This is a genomic window from Mycolicibacterium sp. TUM20985, assembly GCF_030295745.1.
Taxonomy (GTDB): Bacteria; Actinomycetota; Actinomycetes; order Mycobacteriales; family Mycobacteriaceae; genus Mycobacterium.
In genome coordinates this window covers 5,334,253-5,360,724 of the sequence record NZ_AP027291.1, presented here as the reverse complement: position 1 = coordinate 5,360,724, position 26,472 = coordinate 5,334,253, and the positions used below count along the sequence as shown (strand labels likewise).

The window sequence follows — 26,472 nt, the reverse complement described above, 5'->3', positions numbered from 1 at the left end:
TCTGGCGGGTCTGGTCGTGATGCGTCACCGGGACTCTTTTCCCATTGCGACGACTCGGCTAAACGTCTAGAAGACTTCGACACCCTCGATGGCCACGAACATGCCGTGCCCGGTGCCGTCGTTGGTGAAGCGGGTGCCGTCCTCGGTCGCGACGACCGTCCACCCCTCCGCCGAGTAGGTCTGATAGTCGAGCGTGACGACCGGGATGTCGCCCAGGTTGCCGACGACCCACTCCATGGCCCCGGCCGCGGAGACCCGGACGCCGTAGGCCGGCACGCCGTTGACCACGGGCGCATTGGCGAACTGAGCCTCGCAGGCCACCTCTGCGGCGTTGATCTGGCAACGCGTCTGGCCCGATTTCGTCTCGACGAAGACGTAGCCGTTCTCCGGCGGGAGGACTGTGTTCGCCGGCGGCGCAGCGGTCGCCGACGGTGTCGGAGGCAGGGCGGTCGGGGTGGGCGTCGATCGAGTCGGCTGCGACGTGGGGAAGCTCGGCTCGGTGGGGTTGCCGGCGTTGCCCTGCGGGTGGCCCGAGATCGTGGACTGGCAGCCCGCCAGGAGCGCGCCCGCCGCCAGCAGGCTCGCCGCGATCAGCTGCACCCTCATCGACGTCAAGATTACGCAGTCAGTGACGGAAGTGACGCCTGCGACTCACCCGTCAGTCGAACAGGTCGGGCTGTTCGCGGGTGATCTTGGCGAACAGCGGCTGGAAGCTGAACCAGCCCGCGAAGTGGCTCCCCACCTGACCGCGGGTGAGCGCGGCCATCTCCTCGTCGATGAGGACGGGGGTGCCCGCCGCCTCGGCCATCAGCTGCGCCTGGCAGGACCGCTCCATCGTGATGAACCACCACGCGGCCTCCTCCACCGAATGCCCGACGGTGAGCAGGCCGTGGTTGCGCAGGATGGCGGCCTTGCGGTCACCGAGGGCGTGCGCGATGCGCTTGCCCTCCTCGAGGTCGAGGACGACGCCCGAGTAGGCGTCGAAGAGGGCGTGGTCGTCGTAGAAGGCGCACGCGTCCTGCGTGATCGGGTCGAGCACCCGGCCCAGGGTCGACCACGTCTTGCCGTACACCGAATGCGAGTGGGCGGCGCCGATCACGTCCGGACGCGCGGCGTGCACCTGGGAGTGGATGGCGAACGCGGCCTGGTTCACCGGCATGTCCCCGTGCACGATCTCGCCATCGTGGCGCACCAGCAGGAGGTCGCTGACCCGGATGTGCCCGAAGTGCATCCCGAACGGATTCACCCAGAAGTGGTCGGTGAACTCGGGGTCGCGGGCGGTGATGTGCCCGGCCACGCCCTCGTCGAACCCGAACCGACTGAACAGCCGGAACGCCGCGGCGAGATTCTGCTTGCGGTGCAGCCGCTCCTCCTCGACCGTGCGGTCGGTGCGGGGAAGCAGCGCGGCGACGTTCCCGCCCGCAAGCTTCTTGGCGTCTTCGATTCCGGTATCGGCCATGGGGTCGATCGTACGACCGCTAGAGGGGCAGCAGGATGTTCTTCACGCTGGGATCGGTGGCCAGGTACTGCTGCACGGCCGGGTCCTTGAACGTCTCGACGAGCTTCTTGACGTTGTCCGTCTCCGCCCACTTGCTGCCGATGGTGAGCTGCCCGGCGAACTCGTCGGGAGCCGGCGGCGCGAAGATCTGGTGGCTGATCGGAATCTTTGCGGCCAGGTAGTACTCCGTGTAGCCGACCGCCGCGTCGAGGTCCGGCAGCGATCGCGACTGGGCGGCGAAGTCGAGCAGGGTGAACTTCAGGTTCCTGGGATTGGCGACGATGTCCTTCTGGGTCGCCTGGAACTTGTCCACCGCCGGGTTCAGCGTGATCAGTCCCGCGCGCTCGAGCAGCCAGAGCCCCTGGGCCTCGTTCGCCGGGTCGGAGTACAGCGACACATTGGCGCCGTTGGGCAACTGGGACGGATCGGTGTACTTGTCCGACCAGATCCCGAAACCCCATCGGAAGACCGGTGTCGCAGCCGTCTCGCGGAAGTCGGGGTTGGCCTCGAGCACCTGGCCGAGCCACAACTCGTGCTGATAGATCGTGCCCGCGACCTCACCGTCGCTGACGGCCCGGTTGATGGTGTTGCTGTCGGCCAGACCGCGGAACGCCACCTTGATGCCGTGCCTCGGCGCGACGTCGGTGGCGATGAACTCGATCAGAGCCTGCTCTGCCGCGTTGCCCTCGTTGGTGGCGACTACCAGGGTGGCGCCGGGGATTTCGTTGGGGGACTTGGTGTCGCCAAAGAACAGGAACCTGGCGGAGACGACCGCGACCACGACGACGATGAGCCCGACCGCGGGCCAGATCCACTTGGATCGGCGTCGCAATTCGAATCCGTGGTCGTCGGATTCGTCGACTTTGGTGGGTGTGGTTGTCATGAAGGACCTTTCGAGATCAGACGGCGATTGCGCGTCGGCGTTGTGGACGGATGGCACCGGACCGAAGCCGGCTGTGGGGTGTGGTCAGGCGAACGAGGGCGTCACCGGTGAGCTGGACGGCGGCCACCGTGACGACGAGGATCACGATGGTGGCCAGCATGACGCCCTGGTCGAATCGCTGATAGCCGTAGGTGACTGCGACATAACCGATTCCGCCGGCGCCGATGGTGCCCGCGATTGCCGAATACTCGATCATCGCGATGACGTTGATGGTCAGACCACCGATGATGGACGGTACGGCCTCGTTGAGCTGCGCGGTGCGGATGATCTGCAGGCGCGACCCGCCCGAGGCGCGGGCCACCTGCACGGCCGACGGAGGCACCGACCGCAGCGAGTTCTCGACGATCCGGGTGAAGAACGCGATACCCGCCAGCGACATCGGCACCACCGCGGCCGCGATACCGATGTTGGTGCCGGTGATGAAGCGGGTGAACGGCATGATCGACGCCATCAGGATCAGGAACGGCAGCGAGCGGCCGATGCTGATGATCCAGCTCAAGACCGTATGCAGGCCGGGGTTCTCGAACAGCCCGCCGGGTGCCAAGTTGTGCACCAGCGCGCCAAGCGGCACGCCGACGATGACGACGATCGCCATCACGATGCCCACCATGATCAACGTGTCGAGCAGGGCTGGCAGTAACAGTTCGGGCAGTTCGCCGACGGGTACCTTGGCGTTGGCGAGCAGGGTCTCGGTCATGCCACGCCCTCCAGCGCCTTGGCCCGTGGCGAGTCGTCGGCGAGGTCGGCGGCGAGCCCGTAACGCGCGAGCACCTCCCGCACGTCGTCGCCGAGCTCGGCGGGCACGCCCAGCGTCACCCCGCCAACGCTGACGCCGCCCACCACCTGAACCGAGGCGCCGAGGACCGACAGTGGCACGTCCAAGTCTCGCGACGCTTCGGCTATCCAGTCGGCGGGGACGTCGGGGGCGTCATAGACGATGTTCCAGAGTTGTTGTCCCGCAGTTGGTTCAGCATCAGTGCGCTGCGGTCGCAACTCCGATCCCAACGATGATCGAGGATCGGTCAACAGGTCGACGATACGGCCCGACTCGACGATGCTGCCGTGATCCAACCGGGCCACCGAGTCGGCGATCTTCAGCACGGTGTCCATCTCGTGGGTGATGAAGACGATGGACAGGTTGAGGTCGTCGCGAAGTTCTCGCAGCAGGTCGACCACCGAGTCCGTGGTAGTGGGATCGAGCCCGGCCGTCGCCTCGTCGGACAGCAGCACGGAGGGCCGCAGCGCCAAGGCCCGGGCGATGCCGACCCGCTGGCGCTGGCCTCCGGACAGTTGGAACGGATAGTGTCCGGCGCGTTCGGCCAGCCCGACGCGATCGAGCAGCTCGGCGACGCGCCGCGTGGCCTCCGAGGGGGTGACGCCCAGGTATTGCAGTGAAAGGGCCACGTTCTCGGCCGCGGTGCGCCGTTCGAGCAGACCCGCCGACTGGAATACCGTGCCGATGCGCCTGCGCGCTACCCGCAGCTTTCGGGACGACAGGGTCGTCAGGTCCTCACCGTTGACGACGACCGATCCGGACGTGGGTGGGGTGAGGAGGTTGATGCACTGTGCGAGCGTGCTCTTACCCGCTCCGCTGGGGCCCACCACGGCGAGGATCTCACCGGCGTCCACCCGGAAGGTGACCCCGTCGAGCACCACCGTCTGATGTTCACCACGTCCGTAGGACTTGGTCAAGTTCGTCAGTTCGATCACCGGGGAAGGTTCTCAGAACTGCTCGTGTCGAAAACACCGTTGCGATCACCGTGAGTGCAGCGCCGATCGGTTTGACGCCAGCACGGTCACACTGCTGCGACGGGAAATACACCAGGCCCTCCCCCGGGGATTGGTTGGGGAGGGCCTGGTGGGTCCTGGGGTGTTTCGGGCCGGGCCTACTTGCCGTTGAGGTGGGCGATGTAGGCGGGGCCGTGGTTGTCGTGCCAGCCGGGCTTGGCCGTGGGGGCTGGCGTGGCGTAGGTGCCGGGGCTGTAGGCGTAGCCGGGGCCGGTGGGCTCGGTGTTGGTGACCGCGTTGGCGGTGCCGGCCAGGCCGAGTGCGGCGGCGCCGAGGATGGCGGTGGCGGCGATGGTGCGCGTGATGGTGTTCATGTCGACTCCTTTTGTCTGAGTGCCGTTTTCGGCGTTGGGACAACTATCTCGCGCCGCGCGCCTGGCGTCTGTCGGGGGATTGGTGGATGAACCGGATGAATGCCGTATCCACCGAATGGGGGAACGCCGAGCGTTCGCCGAGCGCTTAGACCCGCGAGTGTGCGGTGTCATCCGCCACGCGCCGGGGGAGGCGGATGGGTGCGCACACTCGACGGGCTCGGCGGGCTGCGTGGGGAATGAATCACCCACCCGGCCCGTTGACCCAGTCGACAACTTGAGTGAATCAGGCTCAACTCTGGCTTGACAGCCGCGTACCCGCGGGGGCAAGCTTGAGCGTGGTCCACTCAGACCCGTAAGCATTTCTCTATTCAGGAGGCAGTAACTATGGCTCGTGCGGTCGGTATCGACCTCGGGACCACCAACTCCGTCGTCTCGGTGCTCGAAGGCGGCGAACCCGTCGTCGTCGCAAACTCAGAGGGCTCCCGTACCACCCCGTCCGTGGTCGCGTTCGCGCGCAACGGTGAGGTGCTGGTCGGTCAGCCCGCCAAGAACCAGGCGGTCACCAACGTCGACCGGACAATCCGTTCGGTCAAGCGCCACATCGGCACCGACTGGTCCGTCGAGATCGATGGCAAGGACTACACCTCGCAGGAGATCAGCGCGCGCATCTTGATGAAGCTCAAGCGCGACGCCGAGAGCTACCTGGGCGAGGACATCACCGACGCGGTCATCACCGTGCCCGCCTACTTCAACGACGCGCAGCGTCAGGCCACCAAGGAAGCCGGCCAGATCGCCGGCCTCGAGGTCCAGCGCATCGTCAACGAGCCCACCGCGGCGGCGTTGGCCTACGGCCTGGACAAGGCCGACAAGGAGCAGACCATCCTGGTCTTCGACCTCGGTGGCGGCACGTTCGACGTCTCGCTGCTCGACATCGGCGACGGTGTCGTCGAGGTCCGCGCCACCTCCGGCGATAACCACCTCGGTGGCGACGACTGGGACGACCGGATCGTCACCTGGCTGGTGGACAAGTTCAAGGCCTCGGCGGGCATCGACCTGACCAAGGACAAGATGGCCATGCAGCGTCTTCGCGAAGCGGCCGAGAAGGCCAAGATCGAACTCAGCTCGGGCCAGTCGACGTCGATCAACCTGCCCTACATCACGGTCGACGCGGACAAGAACCCGCTGTTCCTCGACGAGCAGCTCAGCCGCGCGGAGTTCCAGAAGATCACGCAGGACCTGCTGGACCGCACCCGCAAGCCGTTCCAGTCGGTCATCAAGGACGCGGGCGTCTCGGTCTCCGAGATCGACCACGTCGTGATGGTCGGTGGCTCCACCCGCATGCCCGCCGTGACCGAACTGGTCAAGGAGATGAGCGGCAAGGAGCCCAACAAGGGCGTCAACCCGGACGAGGTCGTGGCCGTCGGTGCCGCGTTGCAGGCAGGTGTGCTGGCCGGTGAGGTCAAGGACGTCCTGCTGCTCGACGTGACCCCGCTGAGCCTCGGCATCGAGACCAAGGGTGGCGTGATGACCAAGCTGATCGAGCGCAACACCACCATCCCCACCAAGCGGTCGGAGACCTTCACCACCGCCGACGACAATCAGCCCTCGGTGCAGATCCAGGTCTTCCAGGGTGAGCGCGAGATTGCCTCGGCCAACAAGATGCTCGGCAGCTTCGAGCTGACCGGCATCCCGCCCGCCCCGCGTGGCACGCCCCAGATCGAGGTCACCTTCGACATCGACGTCAACGGCATCGTGCACGTCACCGCCAAGGACAAGGGCACCGGCAAGGAGAACACGATCAAGATCCAGGAGGGCTCCGGCCTCTCCCAGGAGGACATCGATCGGATGATCAAGGACGCCGAGGCACACGCCGATGAAGACCGCAAGCGTCGCGAAGAGGCCACGGCCCGCAACGACGCCGAGGCGCTGGTCTACCAGACCGAGAAGTTCATCAAGGAACAACGTGAGGCCGATGGCGGCTCCAAGGTCCCCGAGGAGACGCTGTCCAAGGTGGAGTCCGCCATCACCGAGGCGAAGTCCGCCCTCGAGGGCAACGACATCACGGCGATCAAGTCCGCGATGGAGAAGCTCGGCGTCGAGTCCCAGGCCCTCGGCCAGGCGATCTACGAGGCCACCCAGGCCGAGCAGGGCGGAGGTGCTGGGGCCGACGGCTCCTCGAACGCCGACGACAACGTGGTCGACGCGGAGGTCGTGGAGGACGACGAGCAGGAGCGCAAGTGACTCAGGAGAACGATCCGCACGAGCCGGTGACCATCACCGACAAACGGCGCGTCGATCCCGAGACGGGTGCTGTGCGTGATGCAGGCGCGGCGTCGACCCCCAGCGGGTCGGCGCCGGAGCCGGCACCCGCGAACGACGAGGCCGCCGAGCTCAAGGCCACGCTGCAACGCGTCAAGGCGGAATACGACAACTACCGCAAGCGCTCCGTGCGACAGGAACAGGCTGCGGCCGAACGCGGTAAGGCCTTCGCGGCCACTCAGTTGATGCCGGTGCTCGACGACCTCGAGCGTGCCCGCCGCCACGGTGACCTGGAGTCCGGTCCACTGAAGTCGGTCGCCGACAAGCTCACGGCCGCCATGCAGACCATCGGGCTGGTGCCCTTCGGTGTGGAGGGCGATCCGTTCGACCCGTCGTTGCACGAAGCCGTGCAGCACGAGGGCGACGGCAGCAACCCGGTGATCGGCTCGGTGATGCGTCAGGGTTACCGCCTCGGCGATGGCCCGGTGCTCCGGCACGCGATGGTCGGCGTCGTCGATTCCCCCGACACGAACGAGGTTTCGGACCCCGTTGGTGACCAGAGTGGCGACGACGACTCAGAATCAGACGAGTAAGCAGGAACGACGATGCAGAAGGGTGAGGAGGTGACGCACCATGGTTCAGCGCGAGTGGGTTGAGAAGGACTTCTACAAGGAGCTTGGCGTCACCTCCGACGCCAGCGACAGCGAGATCAAGTCCGTCGCACGCAAGTTGATGGCCGAGAACCATCCCGACCGCAATCCGAACGACCCGGTGGCCGAGGAGCGGTACAAGGCCGTGGGCGAGGCCAAGGACGTCCTCCTGGACAAGGCCAAGCGCAAGGAGTACGACGAGACTCGTCGGCTCTTCGCCAACGGCGGCGGTCGCCGATACAGCGGTGGCGGCGGTGGCGGTAACTTCGGCGGATTCGGCGGCGACGGAGCCGAATTCAACCTCGGCGATCTGTTCGACGCCGCTCCGCAGTCGGGCGGGGCCAACATCGGCGACCTGTTCGGCGGCCTCTTCGGCCGGGGCGCACAGCAGCCACGGCCCAGCCGTCCGCGGCGCGGCAACGACCTGGAGACCGAGACGGAACTGTCGTTCCTCGAGGCCACCAAGGGCGTCGCCATGCCGCTGCGGCTGACCAGCCCCGCGCCGTGCACCAACTGCCACGGCAGCGGCGCGCGTCCGGGCACCAGCCCGAAGGTGTGCCCGAGCTGCAACGGCGCCGGCGTCATCAACCGCAATCAGGGCGCCTTCGGGTTCTCCGAGCCGTGCACCGAATGCCGGGGCAGCGGCTCGATCATCGAGGATCCGTGCGACGAGTGCCGCGGCACGGGAGTGACGACCCGCACGCGCACCATCAACGTGCGGATCCCACCCGGTGTCGAAGACGGTCAGCGCATCCGCCTCGCGGGTCAGGGCGAAGCCGGTCTCCGCGGCGCCCCCTCGGGGGATCTGTTCGTGACCGTGCACGTGCGCCCGGACAAGGTGTTCGGCCGCAACGGTGACGACCTCACCGTGACGGTACCGGTCAGCTTCCACGAATTGGCGCTGGGCGCAACGCTTTCCGTGCCGACGCTGGAGGGCAAGGTCGGGGTCCGGGTACCCAAGGGCACCTCCGACGGTCGAATCCTGCGGGTGCGGGGCAGGGGCGTCCCCAAGCGCGCAGGCGGTCACGGCGACCTGTTGGTCACCGTGAAGGTCGCGGTTCCGCCGAACCTCGAGGGTGAGGCGGCCGAGGCACTCGAGGCCTACGCGAAGGCGGAGCGGGCCGCCGGGTTCGACCCGCGGGCCGGATGGACGGGCGCGTGATGGGCGCCGGCAACCACGAGGAGACCGCCCGCGGCTTCCTGATCTCGGTGGCCGCCGAGCTCGCCGGCATGCACGCGCAGACGCTGCGGACGTACGACCGGCTCGGGCTGGTCAGTCCGCAGCGCAGTTCGGGGGGCGGGCGCCGATACTCCCAGCACGACGTCGACCTGCTCCGCGAGGTGCAGCGGCTGTCCCAGGACGAGGGCGTCAACCTGGCCGGGATCAAGCGCATCATCGAGCTGACCAATCAGGTCGAGGCTTTGCGGTCGCGGATGAGTGAGATGGCCGACGAGTTGGATCGGCTGCGCGCCAATCAGCGGCGCGACGTCGCGGTGGTGCCGAAGAGCACGGCGCTGGTGGTGTGGCAGCCCCGATCCGTCCGCCGTCGGCGTCAGGAGTAGCAGGCGCCGTCGCTTAGGTGACCTTCACGGAGAACACTGCCGATTCCGGCCTGCCCGCGACGGCGAAGCGGTAATTGCCGCGGCGCAACGCATCCGTGGGCGCCGCCATCGGTTCGATCGCGACGATGTCGTCGCTGCTCGGCGCGAAGAGTTGGGCGGCGGGGTAGCCCTTGACGAACGTGAGCTCCACGCGTCGGTCGCCACCCGACAGGGTGAACCGCGCGCCGGCGGGCACCTGATCGAAGCCATCGTCGTACACGTCGGCACCCAGCGGTTCGGCGGAACCGATCCAGTCTTCGTGCGCGCCCGTCGGGATGCCCCAGTTGTCCACCGGTAGATGCCGCATCGTCGGGGTCTCCAGCAGCCAGTCCGAGCGCGGGACGCCGGGCACCGTCAGGTACGGGTGGTACCCGAAGCACAGCGGCACTGATGCGGCGGTCGTCGGCATCACCGTGGTCTCGATGGTCAGGGTGCGGTCGGTGAGCGTCGCCTTCTGCGTGAGGACATGGGGAAACGGGAACGACGCGAGCAGCCGCGGCTTGCCGCCGTAGTCGAGGACGGCCGTCAGGGAATGGGCCGAACGCTCCGTGACGAGCCAGCCGGGGTAGGCGGCCAGCACGCCGTGGATCGGCACGCCGTGTTCGTCGGTCCGCACGCCGCCGGTGCCGGGCGTGAGCGTGACGACGGCGCCGTTGATCCCATACTTGCTGGCGCTCAACCGGTTTGCCCACGGATACAGGATTGGTATGCCCATCGTCTTACCCGCGGTGATGTAGGCATCGAGGCCGCGGCGCTGACCGAGAAACTCGTGGTCGCCATCGCGGAGCGACGTGGCCACCATCCCCGCCAGCGGCACGAAGGTGGCGGTCACCGAGGATGACGGGTCGGTCAGCGTGATGGCTTCGAACTCGGACATCCGGAGATTCTGTCACGCTCAACTGGCGAGTGGATCGTGTTGGATGCCGAGCGGATCGGCACCCCTGGCGATCAGCGCCGCCTTCGTGGCCGTCACCATCTGCGGTCCGCCGCACACCAGGATCTGGCGGTCGCCCCATGCCCCGTACCTCGTCACCACCTCGGGCAGCGTGCCGGTCTGGCGGACGTGCAGACCGCGTGGCGGAGTCACGGCCGGGTAATCGGCCGCCCACGGCGGATCGGTGGAGTACTCCGACACCGGGGTCACCGACAGCCACGGGTTGGTCGCCGCGACCTGCCACAGCGTCTTCAAGTCGTAGAGATCGCAGGGGAACCTAGCGCCGAAGAACAGGTGCACGCGCGGGTTCACCCCGAAGCGGCTCAGGTCCATGATGATCGACCGCAGCGGGGCGAGACCCGTCCCACCGGCCACCATCAGCACGTCACCGCCGTCGCGGTCGACGTGCATCGCGCCGTGCGGGTTGGACAGTCGCCACCGGTCGCCCGGCTTGGTCTCGCCGACGATGGCGGTGCTGACCATGCCGCCGGCCACCGAGCGCACGTGGAACTCGATGGCGCCACCGCGGTCGGCCGGGATCGACGGGCTCAGATACCGCCAGCGACGTGGCCATTGCGGCACCTGGACGGTGACGTACTGGCCGGGATGGAAGTACAGCGGATCGTCCAGCTGCAACCGGATCACCGAGACGTCGCGGGTGACCCGCAGGTGTTCGATCACCGTACCGTCGTGAAACGGTGGCCCCTTCTCGGCGTCCGCGGCACCCCGCATGATGCCGACGAACAACTGGACGGCCTGCTGGGCAGTGTCGGCGAGCCGATCGTCCCACTCGTCGATCAGGTGGCTGCGCAACGTAGTGATCAGCGCGTCCTGCATGCTGTCGTAATGCCGTTGCACGACACCGTATTTGCGGTGATCCCGACCCAGTTGAGCCAGGAACGCGACGGGTTCCTCGGCGCGCTGCTCGACCAGCTCGCCGAGGAGCCAGGTCATGGCCGTCGCGAACGCGGTGCGCTGATGATTCAGATCGGGTGGGAACAGATCGCGAACCGCGGTGTCGATGGCGAACCATCGGGTGTAGAACCGGCGGATCAGCTCGTCGGAACCGGCCCCGGGGTCGACCGCGGCGCGCAGCGTCGCAAGCGCATCACGGTCGTCGAGTCCCACGCCCTCGATCTTAGGCGCTGAGCCGTGGAGTCCGACTACAGCCCGTGAATCCCCTTGTACAGCACTAGAAGTCCGAGAACGACGAGGATCCCGGCGACCAGAGTCGCGTGCTGGGCCTCCATCCAGTCCTTGAGTCGGGCCAAGGGCTGATCCAGCCGGTCGCCGGTCACCGCATACGCCAGGATGGGCAGCACGACGGTGGACGACGCGATGAGGACGTAGTACAGCACGCCGAGCGTCGCACCGGTGCGGCCCAGGCCCTCGGTGCCGATCGCCAGGCCGGCCGCGGCGCACATGAACAGGACCTTCGGGTTGACGACGACCAGGACCATCGCGGTGAGGAAGGCGCGCGGCGGGGTGATCTTCGCGAAACCGCTCATCCACTTCGGTGCGTGCTCGGCCCGGTGGCGGGTCAGCCACTTGTAGACGCCGAACGCGATGAGCGCCGCGCCCGCGACGATGCGGACGTACGACGCCCATCCCGGCGGCCTGTCCAGACCCCCGCCGAGCAGGTTCGATACCTCGACGAAGAGCTGCGTGAGTGCGGTCAGCCCGACGACCCAGCCGACCAGGAAGGCCAACCCCGTCGGCCGGGGCCGGGGTGAGTGCAGCACGAGGACCGCCGGGATGATCGACAGCGGCGACAGGGCGACCACGAGGGCCAGGGGGATCAGTTCGGCCAACATCGCGGTAAAGGTAACAAGATCGGGTGAACGTGCGTCGACTTTCGCGAGGCCGCACCCGTTCCGCACGCTGGGCCGTTCTGCTCAGAGCAGCGTGGGCAGCGAAAGGTGCTGACGCCAAGGCATCGTCGATGCATGACCGACGACAAACCGCCTCAGTTCCATCAGCAACTGCGGGACAACCTCCTACGTCAGCGTGTGCTCGTGCTGGACGGCCCGCTCGACGACGACAACGGGACCGTCCTGGCGACACAGCTACTCGCGCTCGCCACCGAGGACGCCCAGCAGGACATCGCGCTGTGGATTCACTCACCGGGCGGATCGGTGCCCTCGATGCTCGCCATCCGGGACGTGATGCGGTTGGTGCCGTGCGACGTGTCGACTCTCGCGCTCGGATTGGCGTGCAGTGCAGGTCAGTTCCTGCTGTCGGCGGGGACACGGGGCAAGCGCTTCGCGCTCCCGCACGCGCGCATCCTGATGCACCAGGGCTCGGCGGGCATCGCCGGTTCGGCGGTCGAGGTGGAAGTCCAGGCCGACGACCTGCGGCATACCCGAGACACCGTGCTGCGGATCATCGCCGACGACACCGGGCAGGACGTCGAGCGCATCTTCACCGACTCGCTGCACGATCGCTGGTTCACCGCAGAGCAGGCGCGTACCTACGGGTTCGTCGACCACGTCGTCGAGCAGTTCACCCAGGTCGTGCCGAATCGCGAGCGGCAGTTCGGAATCGGGGCGCCCGCATGAGCAGCTACACGATTCCCAACGTGCTGGTGCGCAACGCCGCGGGCGAGCGGATCATGGACGTCTACTCGCATCTGCTCACGGAGCGGATCGTCTATCTGGGCACGGCGATCGACTCCGGCGTCGCCAACGCTCTCATCGCGCAACTGTTGCACCTGGAGGCCGACAACCCGGAGCAGGAGATCAGTCTCTACATCAACTCCGAGGGTGGCGACCTCGCAGCGATGCTGGCGATCTACGACACCATGCGGTTCGTGCGGGCACCGGTAGCCACGACGTGCATCGGGCAGGCCGTGGCGGCAGGCGCGGTGCTGCTCGCGGCGGGCGCGCCGGGCCGGCGAGCGGTGTTGCCGCATTCGAGGGTGGTGCTCCATCAGCCGGCGGCGCAGGGCCGCGGCACCATCCCCGATCTGATCCTGCAGGCGGACGAGGTGGTTCGGGTCCGAAACCAACTCGAGGCGATCCTGGCCCGGCACACCGGACGGACCGTCGAGGAATTGCGCCACGACACCGATCGCGACCGCGTATTCGACGCAGACGGCGCGGTGGCGTACGGCCTCGCCGATCGCCTACTCGACCAGCGGGCCTAAGCCGCCATCAGCATCGGGCCCGCCGACCGGCGGGTGGTCGGCCGGCTCAGGTCGGCCGAGATGCCACCGAGTAAACGGGCGAGCTCGATGCCGAGCGCCCCGGACACCGCGGCGATCATCTCGCTCGACGGCTCCTTGCGGCCACGCTCGATCTCGGAGAGGTACTGCGGTGAGATGCCCGCCCGCTCGGCGACGTCGACCAGTCGGCGGCCCTGATGCTCGCGGGTCACGCGCAGTCTCCGACCGAGGGCCTCGCGCCACAATGGGTCCGGCTGTTGCCGTCGGTCGCGGGGGATGTGGATGATCTCGCCCATGGCGACATCATCGCCGAACGATGCGGTCGGCGGAAGGGTGTTCGCTCAGGACGTATCACGACACCCGGCAGATGACGAGGTAGCTGACTTCTTGCATGGCCGCGACGGAGCCTGCCTGCCCTGTTACGTTGTGCTCGCCGCCAGGTGTCGGCCCGTAGTTCGAGAAGGGCGCACGACCGACCATGAAGGTGACCGACTTCCCGGGAAGGCCCGCCGCTCCGCCACCGGATGACCTGGGACGCAGCCGAATGCCTCACTCCCCGTGTGGGTCTGGTGTTGGGGCGATCGCTGCGACGGCAGCATGGCCCGGGGAGGGCAGTACGCGATGACCGACGACTCGGCCACCGCCGGTGCCGCGACACTTCTCATTGGACAGAAGGTGCGGGCCGGGCGCGACGATGACTACCTGGAGTGGCAGAAGAAGCTCGGCGCGGCCGCGGCTCGCTACCCGGGGTTCCGTGGGATCGAGCTGCGCCGGCCAAGCGGTGAGCAGACCGACTGGGTGGTGGTCTACCAGTTCGATTCCGTGGCGAACCTGCAGAAGTGGGTCAATAGTGCGACCCGCCAAGACCTCCTGGATCGCGGCGCCGACCTGTTCGACGGTCCCGGCACCCGGCAGGTGATCGCCCAGGACAGCAAGGTCGACGACGCGTTGGTCACCGTCGTCGTCAGCCACCGGGTCGCCCCCGATCAGGTCGAGGCCTTCCTCACATGGCAGGCCGAGGTCGACGACGTGGAGAGCACGTTCGCCGGGTTCCGTGGCTCGGAGATCTTCCGGCCCATCGAGGGCGTTCAGGACGAGTGGACCATCTCCTACAAGTTCGACAACGCCGAACACCTCGATGCGTGGCTGACGTCCGACGCGCGCCGGACCCTGCTCTCCGACGAGCGGTTCGCCGACTTCACGCTGCGCAGGATCGATCACTCGTTCGGCAACTGGTTCGACTACGGCGACTCCGACTCACCGCCCCCATCTGACTTCAAGACCTCGATGGCGGTGTGGATGGGGCTATACCCGACAGTCGTGTTCCTCACGCTGCTCACCGCGCCGCTCGGCATGCCGCTCTGGTTCAGCATGTTGGTCGGCAACCTGCTGTCGAGCTTCGTGATGAGCTACGTCACGATGCCCTTCTACGGCAATCCGATCCTGCGGTTCTGGATGGTGCCGTCGAAGAACGCACGCCAACCCTCCACCAACATCAAGGGTTTCGCGCTCGTGCTGGCCATCAACGCGGTTTGGGCGGTGATCTTCTACCTCGTCACGGTGAAGTTCTGGACGCTGCCGTGACGGCCGCGGTGGGACCGCCCCGCCACCTCGTGGCGATCCTGTTGTGCGTCGTCCCGCTGAGCCAGATCCCGCTGGACGTCTACACCCCCGCACTGCCGCAGATGGTCACCGACCTCGCGTCCACTCCGGCTGCCTTGCAGGGCACCGTGACCGTCTACATGCTCGGCCTCGCCATCGGCTTCATCCCGGTCGGGGTGATGGCCGACGCCTGGGGTCGCAAGCGCGTGCTGCTGACGTGCCTCGCGGTGGTGGTGACCACCAGCGTGCTGTGCGCCCTCGCGCCCAGCGTCACCTTCCTGCTCGTCGCTCGCTTTCTGCAGGGGCTCGCGGCAAGTTCCTGCATGGTGTTGACGTATGCCGTTGCGGCGGACTGTTTTCGCGGCGCCAAGCTCACCTCGGTGTCTGGCATCCTCGGTGCGGCGTGGGGGCTGGCGCCGGTGATCGCCCCGGCCGTCGGCGGCGTCCTGGTGCAGTTCACGTCATGGCGGATGGTCTTCGCCTTGGTGGCAGTGCTTGCCGCGCTGGTGGCTGCGCTCGTCTTCGCCGCGATGCCGGAGACGCTGGAGCCCGGTGATCGGACGCCGATCGCGGTACGTGCCACGTCGCGCGCCATTGCCCACACTCTCCGCAATCCGGTGTTCGGGTGCTTCGTGTTGGTCTTCGGGCTCCTCGCGTCGGCGCAACTGGCGTTCGGCGTCGCCGGTCCGTTCTTGTACCAGGAGCAGCTCGGCTTCCAGCCCGCCGCTTACGGGGCCGTCGCACTCGCCGTCGGAGCAGCGAACCTGTTGGGGGAGTTGGCCTGCGGCTACTTCGCCGTACGCACCAGCACCGCCAAGTTGGCGTTCAGCGCCCTGGGGCTGTTCGGCGCGGGCACCGTAGTGCTGGTGGTCTCCGGACTGACGATCGGGATCAACGCCTGGGCGTTGACCATCGGCGCTGCGCTGGCGCTGGCAGGATGCGGCGTGCTGTGCCCGCAGATGTATGGCCTCGCCCTCGGACTGTTCACCAAGAACCTCGGGCTGGTCGGCGGAATAGCCAGCGCAGGTTGCTATCTGATCATCAGCGTCGCGCTGGCCGCGGTCGGCGCTCTGCCGGAGAACGACCAGGCCACGCTCGGCTGGCTCTACGTGGTGTGCGGAGTGGCCGCCCTCGGGTTGCTGACCTGGGCGACCTCGGGGCGACGCAGGACGAATACAGCTGTGACACAACAGGAGTCATCACCACCAATGAGGGAGTGAAGTTCATGACGCAGGTCCATCTCGGGCACGTCTACCACATCGCCGGCAGGCCGCTCGTAACCGAGGCCGCCGGGGCGCTGGTGTCCATTCCGGACGGTGCGCTGGTCGTCGACGATGACGGCACCATCGTCTTCTGCGGTGAACGTGACGTGCTGCCAGCCGAATACGGCCCCGAGCCGGTGAACGACCACCGCGGTGGCTACCTGATTCCCGGCTTCGTCGACACCCACGTTCACTTCCCCCAGACCTATGCCGGCGCCTCCTACGGCGGCGGGCAGCTGCTGGAATGGCTGAACCTGTGTATGTTCCCGTCGGAGAGCAAGTTCGAAGATCCCGAGTTCGCTGCGCAGGCCGCGGTCGAGTTCTGCAATCGTCGCATCGCCGCCGGAACCACCGCGGCCATGGTTTTCGGGTCGGCGTTCCCGCACGCGCAGGACTCGCTGTTCGAACGGACGCAACAGGCAGGTCTGCGCGTGGTCAGCGGACGCGGTATCCAAACCGTTGGCGGTGAGACCGCGCAACCGCTGATCACCTCGGAGGAGGACGCAATCCGTCTCAGCCGCGAGGAGATCGAGAAGTGGCACGGCGCCGACACCGGGGACGTCGACACGGCGCTGCTACACGTCGCGATCGTGCCGCGGTTCTCGTTGTCGGTGACCACCGAGACGCTCAAGAACCTTGGCGAGCTGTACGACGAGGTGAAGCCCCGAGGTGTCTACGTGCACAGCCACCTCAACGAGAACAACCGCCCAGGCACGGGTGAAGTCGCCATGACGAAGGAGGTGTTTCAGGTCAATTCGTACCTCGACATCTACGACGGCAAGTTCCTCCCGGGCTCCGAGGTCGGCGGTAAGAGCCTGCTGGGCAAGCGCACCATCCTCGCGCACTGCGTGCACTGTCAGGACGTCGAACTCGAGCGGATGGCCGAGACCGGTACCTCGATCTCGCACTGCCCGGTCTCGCAGCTGTTCCTCGGGTCGGGCACGATGCCGTGGAAGCGCACGGTCGCCTCGGGCGTGAACATCTCCTCCGGCACCGACTTCGGCGCCGGCGACGAGTGGCTGATGCCGCGTGTCCTCGACGACGCGTTCAAGCAGCACATCAGTGAGGACGGCGCGGCGGGAGTTTCGTTGCACCCCGCGGAGATGTTGTTCATCGGCACGCTGGGCGGCGCCCGCGCACTCGACATGGACAACCGCTTCGGCAACTTCGACACCGGCAAGGAGGCGGACTTCATCGTCGTCGAGCCGGAGGATGCGCTGAAGGGTCTGCTGGCCAACGCGTACCGCGCCGATGACGCCGACCTCGCCCGCGATCAGACGCTGTTCGCGCTGCTGATGGGTCTGCGCGAGAGCTCGATCGCGGAGGTCTACGTTCGGGGCCGACGCCTGACGAGCCTTTAGCTGCATACCTTGAACTAATTTCACCCGATGGGCGGGCTGACCTGCCCGTAGAGTTCCTCGCACCGCTTCGGCACGGAAGCGCTTTGGAGCCATCGATGCGGAGAGGCGTACGGGTGACTCGGCTCGAACCGCGGCGCGTGGCCAAGATCGGTCTCGTCCTCTGGGCTGCGTTCCTCGTCTGGCTGGTCGCTCTCTGGTTGCTGGGCGTGCCGCCGAGCGGCCAGCCCGCCGTGTCGCTCATACGCAACATCTCCTTCGCCGTCGTCGGACTGTTCACTGCGACGTGCGCACTGGCGACGGCGGTCGCCACCCGTGGTCGGGTGCGGGCGGCGTGGGCGTGCATGGCGATCGGTGTGACGGCCTGGTTGATCGCGCACGTGATCAAGAGCGTCCATTTCGAACTGGACGGTGTCGAGCTGCCCTTTCCCTCGGTTACCGACGCCGGGTTCATCGGGCCGAACGTCGCGACGTGTCTTGCGCTGTTACTGCTACCGGTGGGGCACTCGCGACTGTCGGCGATGCGGTCGTTCATGGACGGGTTGGTCATCGCCGGTTCGCTGTTCCTCATCACGTGGATCACACTGCTGCGGGGGCTGTTCGGGTTACAAGGTGAACGGCCGCTGGAGATGCTGGCCCTACTGGCGTACCCGATCATCGACACGCTGGCGATCACGATCGGACTGCTGGTGCTCAGCCGTGCGAAGGGTGCGGCCCGTACCACCGCCGCCCTGTTGGTCGTCGGCGTGGTCCTGATGGGATTGACCAACGGCGCGTTCTTCCGCCTGGGCATCGCGGGCGGCTATCACCGTGGCGACCTCATCGATGCCGGGTGGGTGACCGGGATGTTGGCGTTGGGGCTGGCCGCCCTCTCCGGCCGCCGGGCGCAACGCGTCGACCACGGCATGGCGATGGCGTCCCTGTGGCTGCCCTACGTCCCGTTCTCCGTGGCGGGTGTCGTTGCGCTCGCCGACCTCTCCGATCCGGCCTCCGGGCTGGTGCTGGGCATCACCGCCGTGCTGGTGATCGCGGTCCTGCTGCGGCAATACCTGGTGGTCGGGCAGAACCAACGGCTGCTGGCGATCGTCGCCGACCAGGCACTGCGGGACCCGCTCACCGGCCTGGCCAACCGGTTCCTATTCCGTGACCGACTGGAGCACGCCGTGGAGTTGCACCGGCGCGAGCTCTTCGGCGCGCTGGCGGTGCTGACGTTGGACCTCGACGACTTCAAACTCGTCAACGATGGACTGGGGCATGCCGCGGGCGACCTACTGCTGGCCCAGGTCGGGACGCGGATCCAAGCCGCGGTGCGCAGTGGTGACACGGTCGCCCGGCTGGGCGGTGACGAGTTCGCGATCCTGATCGAGAAGGGGCCCGACCCGCCCGATTCGGTGGCCCGGCGGGTGGTGGAGGCGTTCGACGAACCGTTCGACGTCGACGGCCACGTCCTGTCCATCCGACCCAGCGTCGGACTCTCGGTCGCCCCCGCGCGCGACCTGGACCTGCGCGCCGAGACCTTGCTCAAGCAGTCCGATCTGGCGATGTACGCGGCGAAGCGCACCAAGGCGTCGGGGGTTCTCACGTTCGCGGCGGACACGGGTCTGCTGAGCGACCTTCGCCGCGCGATCGAGCACGGCGAACTGGTGATGGCATATCAGCCGAAGATCGCCTTGGGCTCGTCGGCCGGTGCCGCCGTCGGGGTCGAGGCGCTGGTTCGCTGGCCCCACCCCGACCACGGCCTGTTGACCCCGGCCACCTTCCTGCCCCTGGTCCGGCGAGGTGGCCTGATGGACTCCCTAACGGAGTTGGTGTTCGAGCTGGTGTTCGCGGACTCGGTGCAGTGGCACCAGGCCGGCCGGACCGTTCCCGTCGCGGTCAACCTGTTCGCGCCGTCCTTCGGCGACTCGGATCTGCCTGCCCGGTTGAGCGGCGCGCTGTCCGGGCATGGAGTGGCGCCCACCGACTTGACGCTGGAGATCACCGAGGACCTCGTCATCGATGATCTGTCGAGAACGCGGAATGTATTGGAAGACTTGCGCGAGAACGGAATTCGCGTGTCGATCGACGATTTCGGGAGCGGCTTCAGCGGGTTGCAGTACCTTCGGGAACTTCCCGTCGACGAGGTCAAGCTGGACAAGAAGTTCGTCATGCCGATGCTGGAGGACCGACGCGCGGCCGCCATCGTGCGAGCAGTCATCGACCTTGCGCATGACATGGAGGTGACCTGCGTGGCCGAGGGTGTCGAAAGCGCAGCCGTCGCCGACCGGCTGGCGGAGTACCGCTGCGACCAGGCGCAGGGCTACCACTTCAGCCCGCCCGTTGCCGGGCCACTGCTGCTCGACGCGCTGGGAAACCTCGACACCCTGGCGGCGCAGCAGTAGCTACGGCGGCGTGAGGCCTTTCGGCACTACCGCCGAGCCGGGAAAATGGTTAGAGTTGAGCGGAACAGACTCAACCTTGACGGCGTTGGACAACGCAAGAAGCATTTTTTCGAACGAAATGGAGGTGTCGTGGACTCGTTCAACCCGACCACGAAGACCCAGGCGGCGCTGAGCTCGGCCTTGCAGTCGGCTAGCGCCGCAGGCAACCCGGAGATCCGCCCTGCCCATCTGTTGACGGCGCTGCTCGCCCAGAACGACGGGATTGCAGCGCCCCTACTCGAGGCCGTCGGCGTCGATCCCGCGATCATCCGGACCGAGGCGGCCGGCCTCGTCGAACGACTGCCCAAGGCCAGCGGCGCCAGCTCGACGCCGAACCTGTCCCGCGAGTCGCTGTCGGCGGTCACCGCCGCCCAACAACTGGCCGTGGAGATGGACGACGAATTCGTCTCCACCGAACACCTGCTGGTGGGCCTGGCGTCCGGCGACTCCGACGTCGCCAAGCTGCTCACCGGCCACGGCGCGTCACCGCAGGCGCTGCGCGAGGCGTTTACCAAGGTGCGCGGTAGCGCCCGCGTCACCAGCCCCGACCCCGAGGGCACCTACCAGGCTCTGGAGAAGTACTCCACCGACCTGACCGCGGCTGCCCGGGAAGGCAAACTCGACCCGGTCATCGGGCGCGACAACGAGATTCGGCGCGTCGTGCAGGTGTTGAGCCGCCGCACGAAGAACAACCCCGTGCTGATCGGCGAGCCCGGCGTCGGCAAGACCGCGATCGTCGAGGGCCTGGCCCAGCGCATCATCGCCGGCGACGTGCCGGAGAGCCTGCGCAACAAGACCGTCGTCTCGTTGGACATGGGTTCGATGGTGGCTGGCGCCAAGTACCGCGGCGAGTTCGAGGAACGCCTGAAGGCCGTACTCGACGACATCAAGAACTCGGCCGGACAGGTCATCACGTTCATCGACGAGCTGCACACCATCGTGGGTGCGGGCGCCACCGGCGAGTCGGCGATGGACGCGGGCAACATGATCAAGCCGATGCTGGCCCGCGGCGAGCTGCGCATGGTCGGCGCCACCACGCTCGACGAGTACCGCAAGTACATCGAGAAGGACGCCGCCCTGGAGCGCCGCTTCCAGCAGGTGCTGGTGGGCGAACCGTCCGTCGAGGACACCGTCGGCATCCTGCGCGGCCTCAAGGACCGCTACGAGGTTCACCACGGCGTCCGCATCACCGACTCCGCGCTGGTCGCGGCGGCCACGCTGAGCGACCGCTACATCACCTCGCGCTTCCTGCCCGACAAGGCCATCGACCTGGTCGACGAGGCTGCGTCGCGGCTGCGCATGGAGATCGACTCCCGGCCAGTCGAGATCGACGAGGTCGAGCGACTGGTCCGACGCCTCGAGATCGAGGAGATGGCGCTGGCCAAGGAGACGGACGCGGCATCCGTCGACAGGCTGGAGAAGCTGCGCTCGGAGCTCGCCGATCACAAGGAGAAACTGGCGGAGCTGACGACGCGCTGGCAGAACGAGAAGGGCGCCATCGACATCGTCCGCGACCTCAAGGAACAGCTGGACCACCTGCGTGGTGAGTCCGAGCGGGCCGAGCGCGACGGTGACCTGGCCAAGGCCGCCGAGCTGAGGTACGGCCGCATCCCCGAGGTCGAGAAGAAGCTCGACGCGGCGATTCCGACCGCTCAAGCCCGCACCGACCTCATGCTCAAGGAAGACGTCGGACCCGACGACATCGCCGAGGTGGTGGAGGCCTGGACCGGCATCCCCGCCGGCCGGATGCTCGAGGGCGAGAGCGCCAAGCTGCTGCGCATGGAGAGTGAGCTCGGCAAGCGGGTCGTTGGCCAGAAGACAGCCGTCACAGCGGTTTCCGACGCGGTGCGCCGCACCAGGGCCGGGGTTGCCGACCCCAACCGGCCGACCGGCTCGTTCATGTTCCTGGGCCCGACCGGTGTCGGCAAGACCGAGCTGGCCAAGGCGCTCGCGGAGTTCCTGTTCGACGACGAGCGGGCGATGATCCGCATCGACATGAGCGAGTACGGCGAGAAGCACTCCGTCGCCCGCCTCGTCGGTGCGCCTCCCGGCTACATCGGTTACGACCAGGGTGGCCAGCTGACCGAGGCGGTCCGCAGGCGTCCGTACGCGGTGGTCCTCTTCGACGAGATCGAGAAGGCGCACCCGGACGTGTTCGACGTGCTTCTGCAGGTCCTCGACGAGGGCAGGCTGACCGACGGGCAGGGCCGCACGGTCGACTTCCGCAACACCATCCTCATCTTGACGTCCAACCTGGGCGCCGGTGGCAACGAGGAGCAGGTGATGGCGGCGGTGCGCTCGGCGTTCAAACCCGAGTTCATCAACCGGCTCGACGACGTCATCGTCTTCGAGGGCCTCAATCCCGAGGAGCTGGTGTCCATCGTCGACATTCAGCTGGAACAGCTGCAGAAGCGGTTGGCCCAGCGCCGGCTCGCCCTCGAGGTGTCGCTGCCCGCCAAGAAGTGGCTGTCCGAGCGCGGCTTCGACCCGCTCTACGGCGCGCGGCCGCTGCGTCGGCTGCTGCAGCAGTCCATCGGCGACCAGCTCGCCAAGCAGCTGCTGGCTGGTGAGGTGCACGACGGTGACGTGGTGCCGGTCAACGTCAGCCCCGACGGCGAGTCACTGATCCTGGGCTGATTACCCCGCCCACCAGACGCAAAGGGCCCTCAATTCCACGGTTTGAGGGCCCTTTGCGTCTGCTCGCGGGGATGGCTCGCGGTTAGAAGGCGGTGCTGGGGACGTCGGTTTCCTTGCCCAGTAGCGCTTCGACGATCCGGGCTGCCACCGCATCCGGATCGAGGCCCGTCGGGAGCTTCGGCGGGTCGCCGGCGATCGCCCGCCCGGCCAACCCGGTCTCGGTGTGCGGCGGCCGGACGTCGACGATGCGAACCTTGCGGCGGCGCGCCTCGGTGCGCACCGCGGTGAACAGTGCAGCGGTGGCCGCCTTCGCCGCGGAGTAGACGGCCATGTTGGGCATCGGCTTCTCGGCCACCACGGCGCTGATGCCGAGGATCACCCCGCCCGACTCCATGACGGGCAGCGCGGCGCGGATGAGGCGCAGCGGGGCGAGGAAGTCGATGAGCAGAAGGTCGTCGACGGTGTCGTCGTCGATGTCGGTGAGCGCCCCGAAGGCGACCACCCCGGCCGCGATTACCAGCCCGTCGAGCCGGCCGTGCCGTTCGATCGCGGCGGTGACCACCGATCGCGGGGCGTCCGGTTCGCGCAGATCCGCCGCGACGACGTGCGCGCCGTCGACGCCGAGGCTGGTCAGCGCCTCTGCCGAACGGCCGCTGACCGTCACGGCGGCACCGCAGTCGGCCAGCAGGCGCGCGATGCGGGATCCGAGGGCCCCGGTCGCACCGACGACGAGGAAGGCCTTGCCGGAGAGGTCGCTCACCCGTTCAGTGTGCGCGTCGCGCCCCCGCGAACCGCGCCCACGAGGCGTGACCGGTTTGTGATCACTTCGAGTTCTGGCGAATCCGGCGCCAACCAGTAGGCTGGGGGTCAATGGTTCCCCTCTGGTTCACGCTGTCTGCACTCTGTTTCGTGGGTGCGGCGGTGTTGTTGTATGTCGACCTCGACAAACGGCGTGGGCTCGGTAGGCGGCGGAAGTCGTGGGCGAAGTCGCACGGATTCGACTACGAGCACGAGTCCACGGAGATCGTGCCGCGCTGGAAGCGTGGCGTGATGTCCACGGTCGGCGACGTCTCGGCAAAGAACGTGGTCCTCGGACAGATCCGCGGCGAGGCCGTCTTCATCTTCGACCTCGAGGACGTGGCGACCGTCATCGCGCTGCACCGCAAGGTCGGCACCAACGTCGTGGTCGACGTGCGCCTGAAGGACATCAAGGAACCCCGCGAGAGCGATATCTGGCTCCTCGGCGCCATCGGCCCGCGAATGGTGTACTCCACCAATTTGGACGCCGCCCGTCGAGCGTGTGACCGCCGCATGGTGACGTTCGCGCACGCCGCCCCCGACTGCGCCGAGATCATGTGGAACGAGCAGCACTGGACGCTGGTCAGCATGCCAATCACCAGCACCCGCGCGCAGTGGGACGAAGGCCTCCTCACCGTGCGGCAGTTCAACGACCTGCTGCGCGTGCTGCCGCCCATCCCGCAGCCCGGGCAGTCCGCCGTTGCGGGCCAGGCGATCGCCAGGCGCGGCGGCTCGCCGAGCCGGCCCGTCGCACCGCGCCCCGCCGAACTGCCCGCGGGCCGCACCGACGCCCCGCCCACGCGTGGTGACGTCGGCCGCTACACGCAGCAGCGGCCGCCCGTACGCAACGGGCGTCAGTCACCGCACTACCAACGCTAGGCCCGACTAGGGGCCGGTAGCCTGTCGGCATGCCACGTCCCGTCGCGCTGATCACCGGACCGACGTCCGGATTGGGTATGGGATTCGCCCGCCGATACGCCCTCGATGGTTACGACCTGGTGCTCGTGGCGCGCGACGTCGAACGGCTGGAACGCCTTGCCGCCGAGCTGCACGACGAAGCCGGTGTGGACGTCGAGGTGCTGGCCGCCGACCTGGCCGTCGCCGCCGACCGGGCCAAGGTGGCCTATCGGCTCGCCGAAGGTGTGCGAGTACTGGTGAACAACGCGGGATTTGGCACGTCGGGGGAATTCTGGAGCGCCGATCTCGAGGCCCTTCAATCGCAGCTCGACGTCAACGTCACCGCGGTCATGCACCTGACGCGTGCCGCGCTGCCGCCCATGCTGGCCGCCCGGGCAGGCACGGTCATCAACGTCGCCAGCGTCGCGGGCCTGCTGCCGGGAAGGGGGTCCACCTACTCGGCGTCGAAGGCGTGGGTGATCTCGTTCTCCGAGGGCCTGGCCAACGGTCTCGACGGCACCGGCGTCGGCGTGCATGCCCTGTGCCCCGGCTTCGTGCGTACGGAGTTCCACGAACGCGCGGGCATCGACATGGAGGGCACGCCGTCGCTGCTGTGGCTCGAGGTGGCCGACGTCGTGCGCGACTGTCTGGCCGACGTCGCCAAGGGGCAGATCGTGATCGTTCCCGGCGTGCAGTACAAGGTGCTGACCACTGCGGGTCGGATGGTGCCGCGGAGTCTCGTGCGGGCGGCGACCAAAGTGGTGGGGCGCGGCCGGGGACGGACCTGAGTGCGCGCTGTCGTCGCACTGCTGTTGGCCCTCGTCACCGGCGTCGCAGTCGTCTCCTGTTCGAAGGAACCCGAGCCGAGCCCGTATGCCACCCAGGGCGCCAAGCTCGGCGAATCGCTTGCCGTGCTGGGCTGGAACGTCTCGGCGTCGAATCTGCGTTTCGACGGTGACTACGTGCTCCTCGACGTCGATGCGGCGCCTTCTCAGGCCGGCGCTCCGCACGCGAAGGTCGACACCCTGCGGTTCGGTCTCTACGGTGCACTGGCACACCCGATCGAGAGCACTGCGGTGGGTAGCTGCAGCGGCGCGACCGACCTGAACCTGCAGCCCGCCGCGTCGCCCAACCCCGACAAGCTCTCTGGCACAGTGTGTCTAGGCCCGCTGCGCGATCAGACCCAGGTGCGCGGCGTGTACCTGTACTCGCCCCAGGACCGCATCCCCGGCACCATCGCCGCCTACGGGGCGTCGTTTCCGGTCGGCTTGACGCCCACCGGAGACACCGAGACCGGCCTGGTGGTGAAGTCCACCAGCGTCGATGCCTTCGATGCCGGCGGCTCGCAGCTGATGCCGACCGCGCTGGGGGAGCCGAACGCCTTCACCGGCAATGGCTACATGCTGCTGGGGCTCGACGTCACCGGTCTGGCGTCGCGCTACCGGGACGATTCGATTCGTCGCGGCGGCCCGATGATGATCCAGGTGACACCGACCCTGCCGGGCAAGGGTCTGTCGTATGCCTGTTCGGTGTACGGCTCCTCTATGTTGGTGCTGCCCGATGCGTCACTCGACGCGGTCGCGGTGCGCGGATCGCTGTGCACGCAGGGCGAGATCAATCAAGCGCTGCTGTATGCGACGGTCGCCGTGGTCGGCACCCACGCCGCGTTGTGGACCACCGGTGAGTGATCCGGGTCCGACGGAGTGGACGACGGGCCCCGGTGTGGGGCCTTGGCTCGAGGGACGGTCGGGTCCACTTCCGCTCGATCCCCGCTACGACCCGGAGTTGTTGCGCGACGGCGATACTCGCAACGTGGTCGACGCGTACCGCTACTGGACGCGCGAGGCGATCATCGCCGACATCGACACGCGACGGCACCCGCTGCACGTCGCGATCGAGAACTTCGGCAACGACGCCAACATCGGGGCCGTCGTCCGCACCGCCAACGCGTTCGCCGTCGACACCGTGCACATCGTCGGCCGGCGTCGGTGGAATCGCCGCGGCGCCATGGTCACCGACCGGTATCAGCGTCTCCAGCATCACGACACCACCGCCGAACTGCTCGCGTTCGCGGCCGAGGCGGGCCTCGAGGTGGTCGCGGTCGACAACGTGCCCGGATCGGTCCGGCTCGAGCACACCCGCCTACCGCGCAACTGCCTGCTGATCTTCGGCCAAGAGGGTCCCGGAATCACCGAGGACGCGCAGCGCGGCGCCAGCGTGACGGTGTCCATCGCGCAGTTCGGGTCCACCCGCAGCATCAACGCCGCGGTGGCCGGCGGCATCGCCATGCACGCCTGGATCGCGACGCATGCCGACACAGCGCAAGCCTGGTAGGGCAGGATCAAAG

Annotated in this window: 26 protein-coding genes; 15 read left to right on the top strand and 11 right to left on the bottom strand. The window is 67.6% G+C overall.

The window, feature by feature from the left end:
- Positions 1-66: 66 nt before the first annotated feature.
- From QUE68_RS26160 to QUE68_RS26135, 6 genes are all read right to left on the bottom strand, one after another.
- Complete coding sequence (locus tag QUE68_RS26160; RefSeq protein WP_284234806.1) at positions 67-606, bottom strand: hypothetical protein; 540 nt, start codon at positions 604-606, stop codon at positions 67-69.
- 52 nt (positions 607-658) lie between these two features.
- Positions 659-1,459 (bottom strand): class II aldolase/adducin family protein, encoded by an 801-nt coding sequence (locus QUE68_RS26155; protein WP_284234807.1) that lies wholly within the window; start codon positions 1,457-1,459, stop codon positions 659-661.
- Between the two features lie 19 nt (positions 1,460-1,478).
- On the bottom strand, positions 1,479-2,381 hold the full coding sequence (locus QUE68_RS26150) for a MetQ/NlpA family ABC transporter substrate-binding protein (RefSeq protein ID WP_286274668.1): 903 nt from the start codon (positions 2,379-2,381) through the stop codon (positions 1,479-1,481).
- 16 nt (positions 2,382-2,397) lie between these two features.
- Complete coding sequence (locus QUE68_RS26145) at positions 2,398-3,138, bottom strand: methionine ABC transporter permease (protein WP_286274667.1); 741 nt, start codon at positions 3,136-3,138, stop codon at positions 2,398-2,400.
- The gene (locus QUE68_RS26140) at positions 3,135-4,151 is read right to left on the bottom strand and encodes a methionine ABC transporter ATP-binding protein (protein WP_286274666.1); all 1,017 of its coding nucleotides are present in this window, start codon (positions 4,149-4,151) and stop codon (positions 3,135-3,137) included. The genes QUE68_RS26145 and QUE68_RS26140 overlap by 4 nt, the downstream gene beginning before the upstream one ends.
- Before the next feature lie 176 nt (positions 4,152-4,327).
- Positions 4,328-4,543, bottom strand: coding sequence for a hypothetical protein (locus tag QUE68_RS26135; RefSeq protein ID WP_284234811.1), 216 nt, complete (start codon positions 4,541-4,543; stop codon positions 4,328-4,330).
- Between the two features lie 384 nt (positions 4,544-4,927).
- On the opposite strand from QUE68_RS26135, the gene dnaK reads away from it, so the two are divergent.
- The 4 genes from dnaK to QUE68_RS26115 are packed head-to-tail and all read left to right on the top strand — an operon-like array spanning position 4,928 to position 9,015.
- A complete protein-coding gene (gene dnaK / locus QUE68_RS26130; RefSeq protein ID WP_284234812.1) occupies positions 4,928-6,784 on the top strand; it encodes a molecular chaperone DnaK in 1,857 nt (618 codons plus the stop codon).
- A complete protein-coding gene (grpE, locus tag QUE68_RS26125; protein WP_286274665.1) occupies positions 6,781-7,395 on the top strand; it encodes a nucleotide exchange factor GrpE in 615 nt (204 codons plus the stop codon). Before dnaK ends, grpE begins: the two co-directional genes overlap by 4 nt.
- 40 nt (positions 7,396-7,435) lie before the next feature.
- Positions 7,436-8,614 carry a molecular chaperone DnaJ gene (gene dnaJ / locus QUE68_RS26120; protein ID WP_284234814.1) on the top strand — a complete coding sequence of 393 codons (1,179 nt, stop codon included), beginning with the start codon at positions 7,436-7,438 and terminating at the stop codon, positions 8,612-8,614.
- Positions 8,614-9,015: a heat shock protein transcriptional repressor HspR gene (locus QUE68_RS26115; protein WP_284236111.1), complete on the top strand. Its 402-nt coding sequence runs from the start codon at positions 8,614-8,616 to the stop codon at positions 9,013-9,015. The genes dnaJ and QUE68_RS26115 overlap by 1 nt, the downstream gene beginning before the upstream one ends.
- 13 nt (positions 9,016-9,028) lie before the next feature.
- Here QUE68_RS26115 and QUE68_RS26110 read toward each other — a convergent pair whose 3' ends face one another.
- From QUE68_RS26110 to QUE68_RS26100, 3 genes are read right to left on the bottom strand one after another with little or no spacing between them, the layout of a single operon-like run.
- Positions 9,029-9,931, bottom strand: a complete 903-nt coding sequence (locus tag QUE68_RS26110; protein WP_286274664.1) for an aldose 1-epimerase — start codon at positions 9,929-9,931, stop codon at positions 9,029-9,031.
- Between the two features lie 18 nt (positions 9,932-9,949).
- Positions 9,950-11,116 (bottom strand): FAD-binding oxidoreductase, encoded by a 1,167-nt coding sequence (locus tag QUE68_RS26105; RefSeq protein WP_286274663.1) that lies wholly within the window; start codon positions 11,114-11,116, stop codon positions 9,950-9,952.
- Between the two features lie 35 nt (positions 11,117-11,151).
- On the bottom strand, positions 11,152-11,802 hold the full coding sequence (locus tag QUE68_RS26100; protein ID WP_286274662.1) for a GAP family protein: 651 nt from the start codon (positions 11,800-11,802) through the stop codon (positions 11,152-11,154).
- 132 nt (positions 11,803-11,934) lie between these two features.
- On the opposite strand from QUE68_RS26100, the gene QUE68_RS26095 reads away from it, so the two are divergent.
- The gene (locus QUE68_RS26095; RefSeq protein WP_286274661.1) at positions 11,935-12,546 is read left to right on the top strand and encodes a ClpP family protease; all 612 of its coding nucleotides are present in this window, start codon (positions 11,935-11,937) and stop codon (positions 12,544-12,546) included.
- Positions 12,543-13,133: a ClpP family protease gene (locus QUE68_RS26090; RefSeq protein ID WP_284234819.1), complete on the top strand. Its 591-nt coding sequence runs from the start codon at positions 12,543-12,545 to the stop codon at positions 13,131-13,133. Before QUE68_RS26095 ends, QUE68_RS26090 begins: the two co-directional genes overlap by 4 nt.
- Here QUE68_RS26090 and QUE68_RS26085 read toward each other — a convergent pair.
- The gene (locus QUE68_RS26085; protein WP_284234820.1) at positions 13,130-13,447 is read right to left on the bottom strand and encodes a helix-turn-helix domain-containing protein; all 318 of its coding nucleotides are present in this window, start codon (positions 13,445-13,447) and stop codon (positions 13,130-13,132) included. The two genes, QUE68_RS26090 and QUE68_RS26085, sit on opposite strands and share 4 nt — an antisense overlap.
- Positions 13,448-13,772: 325 nt before the next feature.
- Between QUE68_RS26085 and QUE68_RS26080 the strand changes: the two genes are divergently transcribed.
- The 5 genes from QUE68_RS26080 to clpB all read left to right on the top strand — a co-directional run bounded on the left by QUE68_RS26080 (position 13,773) and on the right by clpB (position 22,430).
- Positions 13,773-14,735, top strand: a complete 963-nt coding sequence (locus tag QUE68_RS26080) for an antibiotic biosynthesis monooxygenase (RefSeq protein ID WP_286274660.1) — start codon at positions 13,773-13,775, stop codon at positions 14,733-14,735.
- Complete coding sequence (locus QUE68_RS26075; RefSeq protein WP_286274659.1) at positions 14,732-15,973, top strand: multidrug effflux MFS transporter; 1,242 nt, start codon at positions 14,732-14,734, stop codon at positions 15,971-15,973. The genes QUE68_RS26080 and QUE68_RS26075 overlap by 4 nt, the downstream gene beginning before the upstream one ends.
- 5 nt (positions 15,974-15,978) lie before the next feature.
- A complete protein-coding gene (locus tag QUE68_RS26070; protein ID WP_286274658.1) occupies positions 15,979-17,376 on the top strand; it encodes an amidohydrolase family protein in 1,398 nt (465 codons plus the stop codon).
- Positions 17,377-17,489: 113 nt separating this feature from the next.
- Positions 17,490-19,754, top strand: a complete 2,265-nt coding sequence (locus QUE68_RS26065; RefSeq protein ID WP_286274657.1) for a putative bifunctional diguanylate cyclase/phosphodiesterase — start codon at positions 17,490-17,492, stop codon at positions 19,752-19,754.
- A 129-nt stretch (positions 19,755-19,883) separates the two neighbouring features.
- On the top strand, positions 19,884-22,430 hold the full coding sequence (gene clpB, locus QUE68_RS26060) for an ATP-dependent chaperone ClpB (protein ID WP_284234825.1): 2,547 nt from the start codon (positions 19,884-19,886) through the stop codon (positions 22,428-22,430).
- 82 nt (positions 22,431-22,512) lie between these two features.
- Here the strand turns inward: clpB and QUE68_RS26055 are convergent, their stop codons facing one another.
- On the bottom strand, positions 22,513-23,190 hold the full coding sequence (locus QUE68_RS26055) for an SDR family NAD(P)-dependent oxidoreductase (protein WP_286274656.1): 678 nt from the start codon (positions 23,188-23,190) through the stop codon (positions 22,513-22,515).
- A 110-nt stretch (positions 23,191-23,300) separates the two neighbouring features.
- Between QUE68_RS26055 and ttfA the strand changes: the two genes are divergently transcribed.
- The 4 genes from ttfA to QUE68_RS26035 are packed head-to-tail and all read left to right on the top strand — an operon-like array spanning position 23,301 to position 26,459.
- Positions 23,301-24,107: a trehalose monomycolate transport factor TtfA gene (gene ttfA, locus QUE68_RS26050; RefSeq protein WP_284229436.1), complete on the top strand. Its 807-nt coding sequence runs from the start codon at positions 23,301-23,303 to the stop codon at positions 24,105-24,107.
- Between the two features lie 29 nt (positions 24,108-24,136).
- Positions 24,137-24,913 (top strand): SDR family NAD(P)-dependent oxidoreductase, encoded by a 777-nt coding sequence (locus QUE68_RS26045; protein ID WP_286274655.1) that lies wholly within the window; start codon positions 24,137-24,139, stop codon positions 24,911-24,913.
- A complete protein-coding gene (locus tag QUE68_RS26040) occupies positions 24,914-25,813 on the top strand; it encodes a hypothetical protein (RefSeq protein ID WP_284234827.1) in 900 nt (299 codons plus the stop codon).
- Positions 25,806-26,459, top strand: a complete 654-nt coding sequence (locus tag QUE68_RS26035; protein WP_286274654.1) for a TrmH family RNA methyltransferase — start codon at positions 25,806-25,808, stop codon at positions 26,457-26,459. The genes QUE68_RS26040 and QUE68_RS26035 overlap by 8 nt, the downstream gene beginning before the upstream one ends.
- Positions 26,460-26,472: the final 13 nt, after the last annotated feature.

What these genes read in the sequence shown, in the direction of transcription:
- QUE68_RS26160 (WP_284234806.1), bottom strand. Translation starts at nt 606, where the DNA reads ATGAGGGTGCAGCTGATCGCGGCGAGCCTGCTGGCGGCGGGCGCGCTC.
- QUE68_RS26155 (WP_284234807.1), bottom strand. Translation starts at nt 1,459, where the DNA reads ATGGCCGATACCGGAATCGAAGACGCCAAGAAGCTTGCGGGCGGGAAC.
- QUE68_RS26150 (WP_286274668.1), bottom strand. Translation starts at nt 2,381, where the DNA reads ATGACAACCACACCCACCAAAGTCGACGAATCCGACGACCACGGATTC.
- QUE68_RS26145 (WP_286274667.1), bottom strand. Translation starts at nt 3,138, where the DNA reads ATGACCGAGACCCTGCTCGCCAACGCCAAGGTACCCGTCGGCGAACTG.
- QUE68_RS26135 (WP_284234811.1), bottom strand. Translation starts at nt 4,543, where the DNA reads ATGAACACCATCACGCGCACCATCGCCGCCACCGCCATCCTCGGCGCC.
- dnaK (WP_284234812.1), top strand. Translation starts at nt 4,928, where the DNA reads ATGGCTCGTGCGGTCGGTATCGACCTCGGGACCACCAACTCCGTCGTC.
- dnaJ (WP_284234814.1), top strand. Translation starts at nt 7,436, where the DNA reads ATGGTTCAGCGCGAGTGGGTTGAGAAGGACTTCTACAAGGAGCTTGGC.
- QUE68_RS26115 (WP_284236111.1), top strand. Translation starts at nt 8,614, where the DNA reads ATGGGCGCCGGCAACCACGAGGAGACCGCCCGCGGCTTCCTGATCTCG.
- QUE68_RS26110 (WP_286274664.1), bottom strand. Translation starts at nt 9,931, where the DNA reads ATGTCCGAGTTCGAAGCCATCACGCTGACCGACCCGTCATCCTCGGTG.
- QUE68_RS26100 (WP_286274662.1), bottom strand. Translation starts at nt 11,802, where the DNA reads ATGTTGGCCGAACTGATCCCCCTGGCCCTCGTGGTCGCCCTGTCGCCG.
- QUE68_RS26095 (WP_286274661.1), top strand. Translation starts at nt 11,935, where the DNA reads ATGACCGACGACAAACCGCCTCAGTTCCATCAGCAACTGCGGGACAAC.
- QUE68_RS26090 (WP_284234819.1), top strand. Translation starts at nt 12,543, where the DNA reads ATGAGCAGCTACACGATTCCCAACGTGCTGGTGCGCAACGCCGCGGGC.
- QUE68_RS26085 (WP_284234820.1), bottom strand. Translation starts at nt 13,447, where the DNA reads ATGGGCGAGATCATCCACATCCCCCGCGACCGACGGCAACAGCCGGAC.
- QUE68_RS26080 (WP_286274660.1), top strand. Translation starts at nt 13,773, where the DNA reads ATGACCGACGACTCGGCCACCGCCGGTGCCGCGACACTTCTCATTGGA.
- QUE68_RS26070 (WP_286274658.1), top strand. Translation starts at nt 15,979, where the DNA reads ATGACGCAGGTCCATCTCGGGCACGTCTACCACATCGCCGGCAGGCCG.
- ttfA (WP_284229436.1), top strand. Translation starts at nt 23,301, where the DNA reads ATGGTTCCCCTCTGGTTCACGCTGTCTGCACTCTGTTTCGTGGGTGCG.
- QUE68_RS26045 (WP_286274655.1), top strand. Translation starts at nt 24,137, where the DNA reads ATGCCACGTCCCGTCGCGCTGATCACCGGACCGACGTCCGGATTGGGT.